The organism is Streptomyces marokkonensis (assembly GCF_039539045.1).
Lineage (GTDB): Bacteria > Actinomycetota > Actinomycetes > Streptomycetales > Streptomycetaceae > Streptomyces > Streptomyces marokkonensis.
This window is the reverse complement of record NZ_BAABCQ010000012.1, coordinates 20,332-35,607: the sequence shown is the minus strand read 5'-3', so window position 1 is coordinate 35,607 and position 15,276 is coordinate 20,332. Positions and strand designations below refer to the sequence as shown.

Below are 15,276 nucleotides of genomic sequence, written 5' to 3'. Positions count from 1 at the left end.
CCGGTGCGCGCCCTGCTAATTCCGCGGAACCCGTCCGTACCGGGAATTGCCTTCGGTATTGTCTTGCCCCCCTCTCCCCCGTCTTTGCGGTCGTCCCCGATGTCGACTTTCCGGAAGGCCGATCGTGACTGATTTCGTCTCTCCCGAGGACGGCGGATTCACGGATGCCGGCCGGACCGAGACCCGCCCCGTACGCGACGACGTACCACCGGCGCTGGCCCGCAGATTCGTCCTGGTCAAGGTCATCAAAGCCGCCGAACGCCCCAGCCAGGCCGTCGTGCTGCGGGTCCGGGAGAGCGACGCGGGGGCGAGTGACGCACCGATGGTTCTGAAGTGGTACCACCGCATGCACGCCCCGGACCCGGCGGTGGGACGGCTGCTCGGCGAGGAGCCCGGTCCGCACCTGGAACGGCTGGTCGAGGCCGGCCTCGCCGACGGCCACCCCTACCAGCTGTTCCGGTCGCACGGGGAGACGGACCTGCGGGCCTACCTCGACGGGAGTCCCGGCCCCATGCCGCCCGCCAGGGTCGAGGAGGTGACCCGGCAACTGCACGTCGCGGTGTCCGCGCTGCACCAGCGGGAGATCGTCCACCGCGACATCACCCCGGACAACGTCATGGTCGAGAGCCGCCGCGGGAACGCGCTGGACCTGGTACTCGTCGACTTCGGGGTCGCCGCGTACCGGCCCGACGAGGACCCGGGACCGCGGCGTGCCTGGCGGGGCAAACCGAAGTACCTCGCGCCCGAGGCCGGTTCCCTCCACCAGACCGTCTCCGAGGCGGGAGACTGGTGGTCGGTCGGCATGATCCTCGCCGAACTCGCCCTGGGCACGCACCCCGTCGACTTCTTCAGTGACGAGGCGGTGCTCAGGGAGACGGCCACGCACGACCCCGATGTCAGCGGCGTCCGCGACGGGCGCACCCGTCGGCTGTGCGAAGGGCTGCTGACCCGCGCCCCGGAGGACCGCTGGGGTGCGGACGAGGTCGCGGCCTGGCTGGCCGGCCAGTCACCTCCGGTCCCCGGCCGGACCCGGGGAGAGCCGCCGGGCACCCCGCCACCCTCCGACCTGCGCCCCTTCCACTTCCTCGGCGAGCGGCACACGGAACCGGAGCACCTGGCCCGGGCCCTGGACCGCCACCCGCCCGCCACGGCCGCGCTGCTGTCCGACGCCGAGGACCGCGCCGCCCTGGTGGAGTGGCTCGGACAGTTCGAGACCGCCGGCGGGCGCAGCCCCGAGGAACTGCGGCGGCTCACCGCGCTCCGCGGCGAACTGCGCGAGCCCCCCGGCCCGGAGACCGCCGTCCGGCTGATCACCTGGCTCGGCCCGTACCGCGAAGTGTCCCTGTGGGGCCTGCCGCTCACCCCCGAGGGCATCCGCGCGCTGAGCCAGGGGGCCCGCCGGGACGACTCCGAGGCCCTCGCCCTGATCCGGCACCTGGCGACGGCACCGGAGATCCTGACCGTCCTGTCCCGCCGCCCGCGTGGGGAAGGACTGGACGAGGTGCGCGTGCGCTGGGACACACTGCGGGACCGCTGGCCGCACCTGGTGCGGGAGGTGCGTCGCGCGCCGGACATCGCCGGGCTGGACCGCGTCCGCCGGGCGCTGAGGCGGACCTCCGCCGTGGACGCCCGGCTCCTCGAGCTGGCCCGTGAACCCGACCACGCGACATCCCGGCTCGCCGCGGAGGCCGCCACGGTGCGCGGCCGGCTCAACGCGCCCGTGCCCTGGTTCGACCGGCTCGTGGATTCCGGCGAGGACAGTGAGCCGCCGCGACTGCTGATGGCGCTACTGCTCGCCGGGCACGCCGTCCGAGAGGCGAACGAGCGGCACTCGCGCCAGGTCGACGAGGAGATCCAGCGGCTGATGGACGAGGACGCGGACGGTGTCGTGGCCGTCATGCGGCGCATGGACCGGCTGCCCACGCTGGCCTGGGCGCTGTTCGGCGCCACCGTGCTGACCGCGCCGTGGTGCTTCGTGATCGGGTTGGCGGACGTGCTCGGCCGCGCCTCCCAGGAGGCGGTCGTCACCGCCTGGGTGCAGACGGTCCCGGCGGCGGCCGTGGTCTTCGCGACGGAACTGCTGACCGCCGCCTACATCGGGCCGCCCGCGTACCATCCGCACCGGTCGCTGGCCGGTCTGCTGATCCGTACCTCCGACCGGCCCGCGACGTTCGTGCGCTCCGGTCGGTTCTGGTCGGTGCTGCTCGGCGCGGCCGTCCTGGTCGGGGCGGTGCTGCTGGGCTTCTACGCGCTCGCGGTCGCCCCGTGGGTGTGGCCCCTGGCCAGTGTCGTACTCCTCGCCGGGTGGGGCGTGCGCCGCTGCCACGCGTGGCGCCGGGAACGGCGCGCCCGGCTGGCCCGCCGGGTCGGCGTGCGGCGCGGACGGGTCGCCGCACGCCGTGCCTGACGGGTCGTCAAGCATCGGATGTCCGAGACGAGTGACCAGGGTACGAGTGACCAAGGCACGAGTGGCCAAAGGCACGAGTGATCAAGAAACGGGAGGCAGGGGATGAGCGTAGGAGCCGCGTTTCCCACCCTCGACCTGGTGGCACCGGGGGTGGCCTTTCCGGCTCAGGCCCCGCCGGTCGACCTGTACGCGGTGCCGGAAGCCGGTGCGGCACAGGTGGCCGACGCCGCCGCCCAGGCGTCCACCCACGTGGGCGACGCCGCCACGCAGGTGTCGGACGCGGTGAGCCACGGGTTGCAGGAGGCGGGCCAGGCCGCGCTGGAGGCCCTCGGCACGCTCAGCGGCGTGCTGCTCGCGGGCCGGGCCGCGATGCTCACCACCCGGGTCCTCGCCTCGGCCGCCGTCCGGGCGGCCGAGGAACAGCGTTGCCTGGAGCGGCAGGAGGCCCTCTCCGCCACCGCCGCCGAACAGTGGGAGGCGGCCGCGTACGCCGTGGTACGGGCAAATGCCCGCAGGACCGCGCTGCTGGCCCGGCACGCCCGCGCCAAAGACCCGGGCGGGGGTGGCCAAGGACCGCCGCGCCCCGACCTCCCTCCGCCCCTGGACCCGGTGGGCCGTCCGCTCGGCGCGCTCCGAGCGGATCTGGTGTGCTTCGAGGAGGCCGTGCGCCGGGCCGAGGCGGCGCAGACGGACTGGGAGGTCGGCCGGCTCACGGACGTGATGGACGAGGCGGGCGACGCGGAGGAGGCGGACGAGGCCGACGACACCTGGCGGCGCCTGATCCGGGAACGCCGCGAGGCCATACTGAGCCGCCACCTGACCAGCCGCGCTCCTGGTGCCGAGCAGGCCGGCCAGGCCCCCGTGGAGCCGCCCCGCGCGACGGCGGACACCGAACGGGACACCGCTGCCGTCCGCCGGCTGGGCGCGGACATCCTGGCCGCGCTGGACCCGCAGGCGGCGCCGGAGACCGTGGAGCTGGCCGCCGCGTCGGTGGGGCGGGCCGCGCGGCACGCCGCGGAGAACCCGACGCGGGCCCGCCGCCACCTGGGCGAGGCCCGCAAGTTCGTGCAGGACGCCAACCGCAGGGCACGGGCCCGCCGGGCCGAGGAGGAGTGGGCCGCCGCCCAGCTGGACTTCCTCACCCGCCGCGCCCCCGAGGACACGGAGCCGCTGCCCGAGGCACCCGACGCGGAACGGCCCCTGCGCCGCCTGCTGGCGGACGGAGTGCCACTCACCTCCGAGGAGCGGCGGCTGGTGGAGACCGGCGTCACGGAGCGGCTGACACATCTGGAAGCCCTGTACGTACGCGCCCAGTTGACCGAGGTCATGACCGAACTGGCGGCCCGCTACGGCGGACCGGCCGACGCGACGTGTCCCGAGGGACAGGAACTGCGCCTGGACTGGACACCGGAGGGGTGGGGGCCCGACCACTGGCTGCGGGCGGCCCTGGTCCGCGGCACGCTGCGCATCGCCACCATGTACCGCGGCGGCCCGGGCGAGCGCCGGCCCGAGGACCGCGCGGTGGACGACGAACGCTGCGCGGAGGCCCGCCACCGGATCGACGAGTTCGCCGTCGTGGCCCGCGAGCTGGGACTGGACATGGACGTGCGGATCGAGCAGACGGAGGGCGCGCGGCCGGGCCTGCACGGCGAGGACGCCTTCGACATGGACGGCGCGCTCGGGAAGGGCACGCGGCGCCGCACACCGGATGACGGGGGCACCGCCCGCAAACAGCGCACCGTAGGTGACCGGACCCGCTGAGGCGGCCGGGCCACCCCCATCGGGAAGGACACATGGACCTGCAGAAGGAAGCCCGGTTCCCGCTCTTCGCGGAGGAGTTGGCGGGCACCCTGAGCGTGCACGCGCAGTACGTCCTGTACGGCAACTTCCGCGACCTGCACCTCGTACGGATCCGCGACCGCGACCACCCGCTGCCGCTGCGGGGGGTGCTGTGGAACCGGTTGCGCCCGTTGGGCTACCAGGCGCTGCTGCTGTGCGACCAGGTCTCGGGCATCCAGGTGATCAAGGCCGACGAGAACGTCCGGGAGGCGGTGCTGACGCTCCTGGAGCCGCTGGACTTCCCTGGCACCAGCCCGGCGCAGACCCAGCGCACGGTGGCGCAGCTGAGGGCGATCAGCGAGGGCTGGGGGCCGGAACGGGCGAAAGTGCGCGGCGACCGCGTGCTGCCGCCGCTGCGCGTGGCCCTGGTGATCGACCACGCCTCACGCCTGGTGGGCGACGTGAACCGGCTGACCCCCGAGGAGCGCGACTTCTTCCTCGCCTGCCTCCAGCTCGCGGGAGAGGCCAAGCCCCTGGAGGGCCCGCCGGGGGCCACCGGTGACGCGACCGGAGCCCTGTTCAACCCGCTGATCTGGCTGGCCGACGGCGAACGCGACCTGCCGAACTGGCTGCTCGCGGGCAGCGAGCGGATCCGTACCGTGGCGGTGCCCGAGCCGGACGCGGACGAGCGGCGCCGCATGGCGCGCCAGCTCCGACGGGAGTACCTGCGCACCGCACCGTCCTGGCAGCCGACCGAGGAGGCGGCGGAGGAGACCGTCGGCGCGTTCGCGCGGGCCGCCGCCGGCATGAACCTCACCGCCATGCAGGAGAGCCTGCGCCTCGCGCTCGCCCGGAACCTCCCGTTCGACCGGATGCCGGACGCCGTCCGGATCTACCGGCTCGGCGTGGAACGCAACCCCTGGAGCCGCGACGAGATCCGCCTGCGCATCCTCAAGGGCGAGGACCCCTCGGACGAACGGGCCATCCCGCGACGGGTCCTGGGCCAGGAGGCCGCCGTGGCGATGACCCTCGACATCCTGAAGCGGGCCGCGCTGGGACTCTCCGGCGCGCAGGCCACCAGCCCCGGGCACCGGCCGCGCGGCGTGCTCTTCTTCGCCGGGCCCACCGGCACCGGCAAGACGGAGCTGGCGAAGGCGGTCGCCTCGGTGCTGTTCGACAGCGACCAGGCGTACCTCCGGTTCGACATGAGCGAGTTCTCCGCGGCACACTCAGCAGACCGCCTGGTCGGGGCGCCGCCCGGCTACGTCGGGTTCGAGGCGGGCGGTGAACTCACCACCGCCGTACGGGAGAACCCGTTCCGGGTGATCCTCTTCGACGAGATCGAGAAGGCCGACAAGGGCGTCCTCGACAAGTTCCTCCAGGTCCTCGAGGACGGCCGGCTCACCGACGGGCAGGGCGTCACCACGTACTTCAGCGAGTGCGTGCTGATCTTCACCTCCAACCTGGGAGTGCAGCGCACCGATCCGCAGACCCAGGAGTGGCAGCCGCTGGTGGAACCGGGCACGCCGTACCCGGAGCTGGAGGCCATGGTCCGCAGGAACATCAAGGAGCACTTCGAACGGGTCATCGGGCGGCCGGAGTTGATGAACCGGCTCGGCGGCAACGTCGTGGTGTTCGACTTCATCTCCCCTCAGGTGGCCGAGCAGATCTTCGATCTCCAGGTCGGCAACATCCGGCGGCAGCTGGCCGCCGGGCACGGCATCGAGCTGGAACTGACCGACGAGGCGCGCGAGGTGCTGCTCGGCCACTGCACCCAGGACCCGTGGAAGGGCGGGCGGGGCATCGGAATGGTCCTGGAGACCCACCTGATCAACCCGCTGGCCCGCGCCCTGTTCGCCAAGCCCCATCTGCGCCCGGGTGCGACGGCACTCGTCTCGGACGTCAGACAGGACGAGACCGGCAGGGTGGAGGTCGAGGTCGACTTCAAGAACGGCACGGAGAACAGCGCGGCGAACGGCGCGGCGAACGGCGCAGGGGACGGGACACGATGACGGTGCCGGACCAGAGGGTCGACGACGACGCGATCGGGCCCGAGGACGACGGGCTGGACCTGGTCCCGCTGTCCGGTCTGCGTCCTCTCGGGGGCGGCTCCGCCGCACCCGAGGCACCACCCGCGGCCGCACCGCGGATCGTCCGGTGCCCACACTGCGACGCCCGGCTCCCGGCGGGCACCGCCTCGTGTCCGGCCTGCCTGTCACCGCTGGCCGACGGCCGGGCGCCGACGGGCACCGCACGGGCGTCGGCCCGGGGCACGGCGCTGCGTCTGGTGTTCCGCGGCGCCGGGAGCCGTCTCGAGGTGCCGCCCGGCGGGGAACTGCCCCTCGGGCGGGACCCCGACTGGGCCCCGGAGGCGGCCGGGCTCCTCGCGGAGGAGTCGACGGTGTCGTCCCGGCACGCCCGCGTCGCCCACGGCGAGGACGGCACCGCCTCGCTGACGGAGGTCCCGCAGGGCTCCACCAACGGGGTACGGATCAACGACCGGGTCCTGATCCCCGGCCGCACCGAGCTGCTGGTGGACGGCGACCGGGTGTGGCTCGGTCCGCTGGTCAGCTTCACGGTGCGGGTCCCGGGACGACCGTTGTGCTGACCGTGGCCGGCTCGCACTTCGGCTCCCTCCGGCTCACACCTCGACGGGTGCGTCCTCCGGCAGGCTGTCCATGAAGGAGCTGACGGAGAAGACCGCGCGGCCGGCGCCGGGCAGGCCGTAGCCGGGGGGCGAGGCCAGGCCGAACTCGTCCATCGTGGCGCGGTAGGCCTCCAGCAGCCGGATGTGGTACTCCAGCGGCGCGCCCTGCGGGTTGGCCTTGCCGAGCGGGGTGGTGGGCTCGGGGCACCAGGTGGTGAACCGGGGCGTGATGCCGTGGGACATGAAGAAGCGCAGACCCTCGGTGGTGGAGGCGATGGCCTCGTCGACCGTCTTGAAGCCGAACGGCTCGGCCATCTCCACACCCGCCACGAAGTTCGGGATGACGTTGCGCGCGCCGAAGACGTCGGTGGAGTCCAGAATGCGCTTGTGCCACTCGTCGCGGCCGACGTACCGCTCCTTGCCGGGGCAGTACATCTTGAACAGGTACTCGTCCCACACCTCGTAGTTGGGGTGGTAGATCTGGACGCCGTAGTCCTTGAAGCGCTGGACGTCGTCCTTGGGCAGGGCCTGGGCGACGACCTTGCCGATCCATCGGCCGGGGAAGTGCTCCTCGATGGCCTTGGCGTAGCGCCCGTAGAAGTCCGCCTCGTCGAGGCCCTGGACCTTCGACGTGATGGCGCCGCCGGTGAGGGTGTAGGCGGTGGACGTCTTGGCCGTGTCGTAGGTGTTGATGATGTCCAGTGCCTCGAGGACCTCGTCGACGTCCTTCACGCCCGTGTACGGGCGGCCCGCCGCCTTGTGCTGGCGCCAGTTGTGGTTGATGTCGCAGTACTGGCACTCCTCCTTGGCGCCGAAGTACTGGCAGACCCGGAAGGCGGTCAGGTAGATCAGGTAGCCCCACTGGATGGTCGGGGCCACCTCCATGACCGACTTCCCGTTGGCGAGCTTGTGGCGGTAGTACTCCGGCATGGGCGGCACGCCGACGTCGGAGATCCGCCTGCCGTCCAGGTAGAGGCCGAGCTGCCCCTCCTCGTCGGCGGCGACCCGGTAGGGGGAGGCCGGGTTCACGCGGACCGAGACGACGGTGCGGCGCAGGCCGTAGGGGCCGCCGGTGAGGATGATCTCCTCGGGCGGGCGGCGCAGCGCGGCCTCGCCCAGCTCCGGCAGGGTGCCGTGGTCGAAGGAGAAGATGAAGTACGACTTCGGCTTCACGTCTCCGTCCTCGTTGTCGCTCAGCGCGGAGGGGTCGAAGGCCACCCCGCCGCGGAGCAGGTCCTCCTTGAAGACGGCTTCCCGCGGCACATGCGGAAAGCGCTCCATCAGATCCTCGACCAGCGCGGTGCGGTTGCCCATCCGTGTCTCCTCCCGGCTCAGGCGTTCGACTTCTCACGGTATGCCCCCGCCGGTGCGGCTTCCCGCCCGGGGCCCCTTCCAGGCGCGCCGGGTAGGTTTCCGGGGTATGAGCGACATCACGGTGACCAACTGGGCCGGCAACATCACGTACGCGGCCAAGGAGCTGCTCCGGCCGCACTCGCTGGACGCGCTGCGGGCCCTGGTGGCGGACAGCGCGAGGGTACGGGTGCTGGGCAGCGGGCACTCCTTCAACGAGATCGCCGAGCCGGGGTCCGAGGGTGCCCTGCTGTCGCTGGCCGCACTGCCGGCCGAGGTGGACGTCGACACGGCAGCCCGTACGGTACGGGTGGGCGGCGGCGTCCGGTACGCGGAGCTGGCCCGTGTGGTGCACGGGCGGGGGCTGGCGCTGCCGAACATGGCGTCGCTGCCGCACATCTCGGTCGCCGGGTCGGTGGCGACCGGCACGCACGGCTCCGGCGTGGGCAACGGCTCGCTGGCGTCGGTGGTGCGCGAGGTGGAGCTGGTCACGGCGGACGGCTCGACGGTGAGGGTCGCGCGCGGTGACGAGCGGTTCGGCGGCGCGGTGACCTCGCTCGGCGCGCTGGGCGTGGTGACCTCGCTCACCCTCGACCTGGAGCCGGCCTACGAGGTCGAGCAGCACGTCTTCACCGAGCTGCCGCTCGCCGGACTGGACACGGCGGCGTTCGACACGGTGATGGCGGCGGCGTACAGCGTGAGCCTCTTCACGGACTGGCGGGCTCCCGGCTTCCGGCAGGTGTGGCTGAAGCGGCGCACCGACCAGCCGCTGCCCGGCTTCCCGTACGCCGCGCCGGCCACCCAGAAGATGCACCCGGTACCGGGCATGCCCGCGGTGAACTGCACCGAGCAGTTCGGCGTGCCGGGGCCCTGGCACGAGCGGCTGCCGCACTTCCGCGCCGAGTTCACGCCCAGCAGCGGCGCGGAGCTCCAGTCGGAGTACCTGATGCCGCGCGAGCACGCCCTGGACGCCCTGCGCGCGATGGACGCGATCCGGGAGACCGTGGCACCCGTGCTGCAGACCTGCGAGATACGCACGGTCGCCGCCGACGAGCAGTGGCTGAGCCCGGCCTACGGGCGGGACACGGTGGCGGCGCACTTCACGTGGGTCGAGGACACGGCGGCGGTGCTGCCGGTGGTGCGGCGGCTGGAGGAGGCGCTGGCCCCCTTCGCGGCCCGCCCGCACTGGGGCAAGGTGTTCACGACCCCGGCGGACGGGCTGCGCGCGCTCTACCCGCGGCTGGACGACTTCCGGGCGCTGACCGGGGCGCTGGACCCGGCGGGGAAGTTCACCAACGCGTTCGTGCGCGGGGTGCTGGGCGGCTGAGGCACCCACGCTTCCCATCCGCCGGGCGGGGCCGCGGGGCGAGGGTCAGGCGCGGCCTGCCCGGCGGATCGGGGTGAACAGCGCGGCGACCGCGATCAGCACGCAGCACGCGCCGGCCGTCAGGGCGACCGGTGTGGTGCCGCGCCGCTCCGCCGCCCAGGTCAGGACGGCCGCGCCGATGGGCGCCACCGAGTACTGAAGGGTCCAGAAGGCGGAGGTGACGCGGCCGAGCAGTGGCTCCGGGGTCACCTCCTGCCGCAGGGACATCGAGCAGGTGCCCGACATGCCGACGCAGGCGAGGAAGGCGGCGCTCAGCAGGGCGACGGCGGGTACGTCAGTGGCCCAGCCCAGCCCGGCGAAGGCCAGTCCGCACACCGCGACCGCGCCGGTCCAGGTCCGGCCGAAGCCGAGCCGACGGCGCACCCGGGCCACCAGTAGTGCGCCGGTGATGGTGCCGAGGGCGCCGAGGGCCATGACGGTGCCGACCGTGCCGTCGTCGCGGCCGAGGTCGTGCTTGAGGTGGTAGATGACCAGGTCGTTGAGGCCGAGGGTGAGGAAACTGAAGCCGCACAGCAGGACGGTGAGCGCGCGCAGCACCGGATGCCGGTACAGGAAGCCCACTCCGGTGCGCAGGTCCCGCCACAGTCCCGGGCGCTCACCGGCGCCCCGGGCGTCGTCGGCGGGGCGCGGCCGGAAGCGGACGAAGGCGACGAGGGCGGCGGAGACGCCGAAGCTGGCCGCGTCCACGCCGACGGCGGCGGCCGGGCCGGACCAGGCGGCCACCATTCCGGCGCACAGCGGCCCGAGCACTCCGGCCGCCGCGGCGGTGGCGTTGAGCCGTCCGTTGGCCTCGGTGAGCTGTTCGGTGCCGACCAGGCTGCGGACGACGGTGACGTAGCCGACGGCGAAGAACATGCCGACGGCCTCGCACACCGGCAGGACGACGTAGAGCAGCCAGATCTGCGGGTCGATCAGCCACACCAGGGGGACCAGCCCGTACAGGACCATCCGCACCAGGTCGCAGCCGATGAGCAGCCTGCGGCGGTCCACCCGGTCCACCACGGTCCCGGCGAACACGGCCGCCAGGACCGCGGCCGCGCCGCCGACGGCCGTCAGCAGCCCCATCCGCGCGATCGAACCCGTGGCCTCCAGCACCAGCAGCGGCAGGGCGACCAGGGCGAAGGAGTCGCCGAGGACCGAGAGGGTCTGCGCGGCCCAGAAGACGCCGAAGTCCCGTTGCCGCCACAGGGGGCGGCCGTCCTTCGGGGAGTGGTCGGCGGCGCGCCCGGTGTCCCGTGCCCCGTGGGTCATCGGGCCGGTGCCGTCCGCCGTCGCCGCCGCATGATCCGTCGCCTCCCCCGTCACGCCCCTGTCCGGTCGGCGACCACCTTACGGACGTGTCAGTGGTCCGCGCAGCACGGTGTCGGGTCGGGGTCCTCGAACGGCACCAGGGTGCCGCCCGCGGCGGGCATGGCGGCCAGGACGAGGCGGCCGTTCTGCCACTGCGGGCGGACGTGTTCCCGGGTCACCAGCCGCATGTCCGCCGGCGGTTCCTCCGGCGTGCCCAGTACGGTCACCCGCTCGATCGCGGACCGCGCCACCAGTTCGGCCAGCGTCAGCGTGCCGGTGAGGGCGTCCGCGCCCGGGTAGAGGACGGCGCGGCCGACCTCGTCCGGGGCGCCCTCGCGGACCTCGTACCCCTGGGCGGTGAGCCGGTCCCGGGCGGTGCGCAGGACCGGCTCCGCCCCGGCGGCGTGGGCCGCGAGGGACAGGGCGACGCGCGGGCGGCCGTCCCGCACCAGGTGCGTGCAGCCGAAGACGTCCTCAGGGAGGTCGAGTTCGGCCGCGAGCGCCTGGAGCAGGTGGTCGGCCTCGCGCAGTGTCGTCGCGTCGGTGTCGATGCCGAGGGCGTACGGCGCGGGTGGCGGCGTCACGAGGGCAGGATCCACACCGGGTTGGAGTAGAACCACAGGTCGCGCCACGGGTCGGCGTCGCCGACGACGTCGATGGCGGGGCCTGCCGGGTCGACCTTGGCGCCCAGCGCGCCGACGGCGGAGCGGTTACCGTCGGTTCCGCGGGTGCGGAGGTAGACGGGGCGGTCGACGCGGCCGAGGTCGTAGGTGAGCCGGACGGTGCCGGTGTCCTTGTTCACCTCGTACGACTTGACCACCCGGGCCGTCGGCGCGCTGAAGGTGTCCTTGTCGGCGGCCTCGCCGGTCACCTCGCCCTGGATGACGTCGACGCGGGCCAGCTTGGGGGTGAATCCGGCCCAGTTGGGGCCGCCGGCCATCGCCACGTCCATGGACAGGGTGACCCGCGTGCCCTTGCGGACGTGCAGGGCGCCGCCGAGCGTGGCCCAGCGGCCGCCGCCGGAGACGCGCACGTCGAAGCCGCTGATGAGCTGGCCGTGGTCGACCCAGATGCGGCCGGCGCGGATGCCGTCCATGACGGCGGCGTAGTTGAAGCCGTCGGAGCCGACGTGGGTGCGGCTGTACTGGCCGGGCCAGAAGTCGCCCTGGGTGACGTCGATCTGCCCGGCGTAGACGGGGTCGTCGTAGCGGCCGTTGGCCGCGAAGTCGCCGCCGCCCCGGGCGCCGGTGTCGGCGTACACCTGGTGGGAGTCGGAGTTGGCGGTGATCCACCAGGGGCGGCCCTCGGCGATGAGGCTGTCCCACAGGCCGCCGACGGTGGCGGTCATCCAGTCGAAGCCGCCCCAGGTGCGGTAGCTCTCCAGCGGGTAGCCGGGGAAGGAGTTGGCGCCCGGGCTGCCGTCGTAGATGCCTCGGGCGCGGCCCATGCCGAGCGGCTTGGGCAGGCCGGCCGCCTGGTGGCCGGGGGCGCCCTCGAAGCCGACGGCGATCTGGTGGTGTTCGGGGGTGGCGTCGCGCCACGCGCGGATCTCGTGCGGGGAGTCGATGCCCTTGCGCGCCGGGTGGTTGGCGAGCATCAGGGCGTCCTTGACCTTGCGCCGCCTGACCTGGTCGGCGAGGAAGGAGAGCCCGGCCACGGCGAGGGCCTCGTTGGCGGGTGTGGAGTCGCCCGCGCCCGTCACGCTGCCGTCGTAGTCCGTCTCGAACTGCTTGAGGACGGAGACCTCGTTGCGGCCGGGGTGGACGAAGACGGTGCCGTGCTCGGCGGCCGGGATGTTCCACTCCAGGCCCTGGAAGACGAGGGTGTCCTCGTGGGCGTCCCGGGCCTCGCGGATGTCCGGGTTGACCTTCTCCACACCGATCTTGGCGTGGGTGACGCTGCCGTGGTCGGTGATGACCATCCAGTCCATGCCGTGCCGGGCGCCCTGGCGGACCTGGTCGACGACACGGTACTTGCCGTCGCTGCTGTACTGGGTGTGGATGTGGTGGTCGCCGGCGAGCCAGAGGAAGCCCTTCTTGCGGCGTCCGTTGCCCGCGGCCCGGGCGGGAGCGGCGGTCGCGGTCTGGGCGAGGACGGTGCCCGCGGCGAGTCCGGCGCCGAGCAGGCCCGCGCGGCGCAGCAGACCGCGACGCGACTGCTGTTCCGGGCTCAGGGCCTCGTCGGGGACGTCGGCGTCGAAGGCGGCGGGCAGGGGCTGCGCGGCCTGGTGCTCGTGGTCGTGCGTGTGTGCGTGTCCGTGGTGGTGATGGCCGTGCGTGTGCCCGTGCCCGTGACCGTGCCCCATGAAGTCCTCCTGGATACCGCCGCAGTGCGCGGCTCCGAGGAGAATCGAGGAAGAAGGTGAACGTTGAACGACCCGAAGGTGATCTCCGCCCGCCGCCCCGCCTGCCCGGGCGTGAAACCTGCGCAGGGACTTGCCGGGCCCCGTGTCCCCGGCAAGCAGTGAACGACGTCCCTCTGCTCAGGTCAGTGCCCGCACCTCGTCGTACGTGGGTGTCGTGCCGCCCGGGGCCCGCCCCGCGACGATCTCGGCCGCCGTCTCCAGGGCGGCGCCGAGCGCCCGCCGGTACAGCAGCGAGCCGAGGCTGACGCGGCGTACGCCGAGGTCGGCGAGGTGCCGGAAAGCGGGACCCGTGGGCGAGTAGAGGACGTTGAGGGGGACGTCGAAGTGGGCGGCGAGGGCCGCGATCCGGCCGGGATCGGTGAGGCCGGGTACGAAGACGCCGTCGGCGTCCGCCTCGCGGTAGGCGTCCAGGCGCCGCATCGTCTCCGTGAAGCGACCCGCGCCCTCACCGTCACCGTCACCGTCACCGTGATCGTCGCCGAGCCAGTACGTGTCCGTGCGGGCGTTCACGAACAAGCCGGGGGCCGCCGCCCTGGCCGCGGCGATCTTCGCGGCGTGCCGGTCGGCGGGCCCCAGGGCGTCCTCCAGGTTGATGCCGACGGCCCCGACCGCCACCAGCTGCCGTGCCAGCTCCCCCACCTCGTCGGGGTCGTCGCTGTAGCCGTCCTCCGCGTCGACGGTGAGCAGGAACGGCGCCGACCCCAGGGTGAGGGCCAGCCGCAGTGTCTCGTCACGGGTCGCCGACGCCCCGTCGGGCAGCCCGCCCGCCGCCGCGACGCCCAGGCTGGTCGTACCGATCGCCCGGAAGCCCTGCCCGGCGAGGCCGAGCGCGGACGCGTGGTCCCAGGCGCACGGCAGCAGCAGGGGCTCGCCGGCACGGTGCAGCTCGGCGAAGGCGGCGGTCACGACAGGTCCCCCACCGCGTCGGCGTAGTACACGGATTCCGTGAGGTGGACGGCGAGTTCGCGAAAGCTCCAGCCCTCGCCGGGCGAGTGGTCGAGCTCCTCGTCGGTGAGCGCGTCGAGGCGGTTGGCCCAGACGCGGGCGAGCCGGACGAGGCGGCTGCGGGCCTCGTCGAGGTCTTCCTGCGTGAAGGGGGCCCGGTCCGCCTCCGTGGTGGTCATCGAGGCGTGCCAGTGGTCGGGTTGCGTCGCCTCTCCGGCCAACCGCGCCTCCAGCTCCGCGAGGTGGTCGACCATGTGGTCGGCGACCCGCCGAATCGCCTTGTGCGGGGTGTAGACGCGGCCGTCGACGTGCGCGGGCCGCCCGTCCCAGCGGGTCCAGGTGGCGGCCAGGGCGAGGACGTGGTCGACCATGCCGGTGACGGCGTCGGTCGGCGGGACGGCGGTGGCCGTGGCTGGGGTGACGGTGTTCGTGTCGCTCATGTCTCGCACGCTATGAGCCCGTTGCTTCGGCGCCGACCGAAGTGTTCCCGGCCTTCGGGCGGGTACCTGGACGGTCATCCCGGCGACACCACGAGATTTGACTGCCCGAGAGGCGGACATGGACGGACGCGAGCGACGCGACGACTCATCCGAGCCGCTGTGGCGGGACAGACTGTCGGTCATCGGCTTGGCAGCACTGGCCGTCGGCCTGGTGGTGCGACTGCTCTTCAACGGGGCCGACGCGTGGCCGTCGGCACTCGTCGGCGCCGCCCTCATGAGCGTCTGGATCGTGTTCCTGGTGCGCCCTCGCCGTCGGCACGACGCGCGGGACACCGGTGCGGAGCCGGACGACGTGCCCGCCATGGAGCGGCGGATCCTCAAGGGCGGGCCGCCCCCCGAGGATCCGCGACAGCGGCAGACCATGGCGGCGCTGGTCGACTCCCGTCAGCGGAGGCTACGGCGCAACCGCTGGTGGGCGTTCCCGCTCCTGGCTGTCGTCTTCTCCGGTACGTCGGTCGCATGGTTCATCTCCGGCTCCGTCACCGCAGGGAGCCTGACCCTCGCCCTGGCGGTCGTCTTCCTGGGCTGGCTGACCTGGTTCAACCTCCGTTTCGACCGGCGCCTGTCGCAGATGCGGAGCCGGCTTCAGGGCTGAGCCGCCCGTGC

At 73.4% G+C, this 15,276-nt stretch carries 12 protein-coding genes; 6 read left to right on the top strand and 6 right to left on the bottom strand.

From position 1 onward, the window contains the following. The first annotated feature begins 124 nt into the window (after positions 1–124). The 4 genes from ABEA26_RS04775 (at position 125) to ABEA26_RS04760 (ending at position 6,794) form a co-directional block, all read left to right on the top strand. Positions 125–2,407, top strand: a complete 2,283-nt coding sequence (locus ABEA26_RS04775; protein WP_345589507.1) for a serine/threonine protein kinase — start codon at positions 125–127, stop codon at positions 2,405–2,407. Between the two features lie 102 nt (positions 2,408–2,509). Continuing rightward, the gene (locus ABEA26_RS04770) at positions 2,510–4,168 is read left to right on the top strand and encodes a hypothetical protein (protein ID WP_345589505.1); all 1,659 of its coding nucleotides are present in this window, start codon (positions 2,510–2,512) and stop codon (positions 4,166–4,168) included. A gap of 32 nt (positions 4,169–4,200) precedes the next feature. Beyond that, entirely contained in the window at positions 4,201–6,198 is a 1,998-nt protein-coding gene (locus tag ABEA26_RS04765) for an AAA family ATPase (protein ID WP_345589504.1), read from the top strand. After that, on the top strand, positions 6,195–6,794 hold the full coding sequence (locus ABEA26_RS04760; RefSeq protein ID WP_345589502.1) for an FHA domain-containing protein: 600 nt from the start codon (positions 6,195–6,197) through the stop codon (positions 6,792–6,794). Before ABEA26_RS04765 ends, ABEA26_RS04760 begins: the two co-directional genes overlap by 4 nt. A 33-nt stretch (positions 6,795–6,827) precedes the next feature. Here ABEA26_RS04760 and ABEA26_RS04755 read toward each other — a convergent pair whose 3' ends face one another. Continuing rightward, positions 6,828–8,147: a radical SAM protein gene (locus ABEA26_RS04755; RefSeq protein WP_345589500.1), complete on the bottom strand. Its 1,320-nt coding sequence runs from the start codon at positions 8,145–8,147 to the stop codon at positions 6,828–6,830. A gap of 106 nt (positions 8,148–8,253) precedes the next feature. Here ABEA26_RS04755 and ABEA26_RS04750 point away from each other — a divergent pair, with 106 nt between their 5' ends. Continuing rightward, positions 8,254–9,510 carry an FAD-binding protein gene (locus ABEA26_RS04750; RefSeq protein WP_345589498.1) on the top strand — a complete coding sequence of 419 codons (1,257 nt, stop codon included), beginning with the start codon at positions 8,254–8,256 and terminating at the stop codon, positions 9,508–9,510. A 45-nt stretch (positions 9,511–9,555) separates the two neighbouring features. Here the strand turns inward: ABEA26_RS04750 and ABEA26_RS04745 are convergent, their stop codons facing one another. The 5 genes from ABEA26_RS04745 to ABEA26_RS04725 form a co-directional block, all read right to left on the bottom strand. Continuing rightward, the gene (locus tag ABEA26_RS04745) at positions 9,556–10,821 is read right to left on the bottom strand and encodes an MFS transporter (RefSeq protein ID WP_345589567.1); all 1,266 of its coding nucleotides are present in this window, start codon (positions 10,819–10,821) and stop codon (positions 9,556–9,558) included. Between the two features lie 89 nt (positions 10,822–10,910). Continuing rightward, entirely contained in the window at positions 10,911–11,444 is a 534-nt protein-coding gene (locus tag ABEA26_RS04740; RefSeq protein ID WP_345589496.1) for a hypothetical protein, read from the bottom strand. Continuing rightward, positions 11,441–13,165 (bottom strand): PHP domain-containing protein, encoded by a 1,725-nt coding sequence (locus ABEA26_RS04735; protein ID WP_345589494.1) that lies wholly within the window; start codon positions 13,163–13,165, stop codon positions 11,441–11,443. The genes ABEA26_RS04740 and ABEA26_RS04735 overlap by 4 nt, the downstream gene beginning before the upstream one ends. A 177-nt stretch (positions 13,166–13,342) precedes the next feature. Continuing rightward, a complete protein-coding gene (locus tag ABEA26_RS04730) occupies positions 13,343–14,131 on the bottom strand; it encodes an isocitrate lyase/PEP mutase family protein (protein WP_345589492.1) in 789 nt (262 codons plus the stop codon). Further along, entirely contained in the window at positions 14,128–14,610 is a 483-nt protein-coding gene (locus tag ABEA26_RS04725; protein WP_345589490.1) for a hypothetical protein, read from the bottom strand. The genes ABEA26_RS04730 and ABEA26_RS04725 overlap by 4 nt, the downstream gene beginning before the upstream one ends. 118 nt (positions 14,611–14,728) lie before the next feature. Here ABEA26_RS04725 and ABEA26_RS04720 point away from each other — a divergent pair, with 118 nt between their 5' ends. After that, complete coding sequence (locus ABEA26_RS04720) at positions 14,729–15,265, top strand: hypothetical protein (protein ID WP_345589488.1); 537 nt, start codon at positions 14,729–14,731, stop codon at positions 15,263–15,265. The last annotated feature ends 11 nt before the right edge of the window (positions 15,266–15,276 follow it).

Bases quoted from the DNA above. Each gene is read 5' to 3' on its own strand.
- ABEA26_RS04750 (WP_345589498.1), top strand. From the start codon at position 8,254: ATGAGCGACATCACGGTGACCAACTGGGCCGGCAACATCACGTACGCG.
- ABEA26_RS04770 (WP_345589505.1), top strand. From the start codon at position 2,510: ATGAGCGTAGGAGCCGCGTTTCCCACCCTCGACCTGGTGGCACCGGGG.
- ABEA26_RS04725 (WP_345589490.1), bottom strand. From the start codon at position 14,610: ATGAGCGACACGAACACCGTCACCCCAGCCACGGCCACCGCCGTCCCG.
- ABEA26_RS04760 (WP_345589502.1), top strand. From the start codon at position 6,195: ATGACGGTGCCGGACCAGAGGGTCGACGACGACGCGATCGGGCCCGAG.
- ABEA26_RS04755 (WP_345589500.1), bottom strand. From the start codon at position 8,147: ATGGGCAACCGCACCGCGCTGGTCGAGGATCTGATGGAGCGCTTTCCG.
- ABEA26_RS04765 (WP_345589504.1), top strand. From the start codon at position 4,201: ATGGACCTGCAGAAGGAAGCCCGGTTCCCGCTCTTCGCGGAGGAGTTG.
- ABEA26_RS04745 (WP_345589567.1), bottom strand. From the start codon at position 10,821: ATGACCCACGGGGCACGGGACACCGGGCGCGCCGCCGACCACTCCCCG.
- ABEA26_RS04720 (WP_345589488.1), top strand. From the start codon at position 14,729: ATGGACGGACGCGAGCGACGCGACGACTCATCCGAGCCGCTGTGGCGG.
- ABEA26_RS04735 (WP_345589494.1), bottom strand. From the start codon at position 13,165: ATGGGGCACGGTCACGGGCACGGGCACACGCACGGCCATCACCACCAC.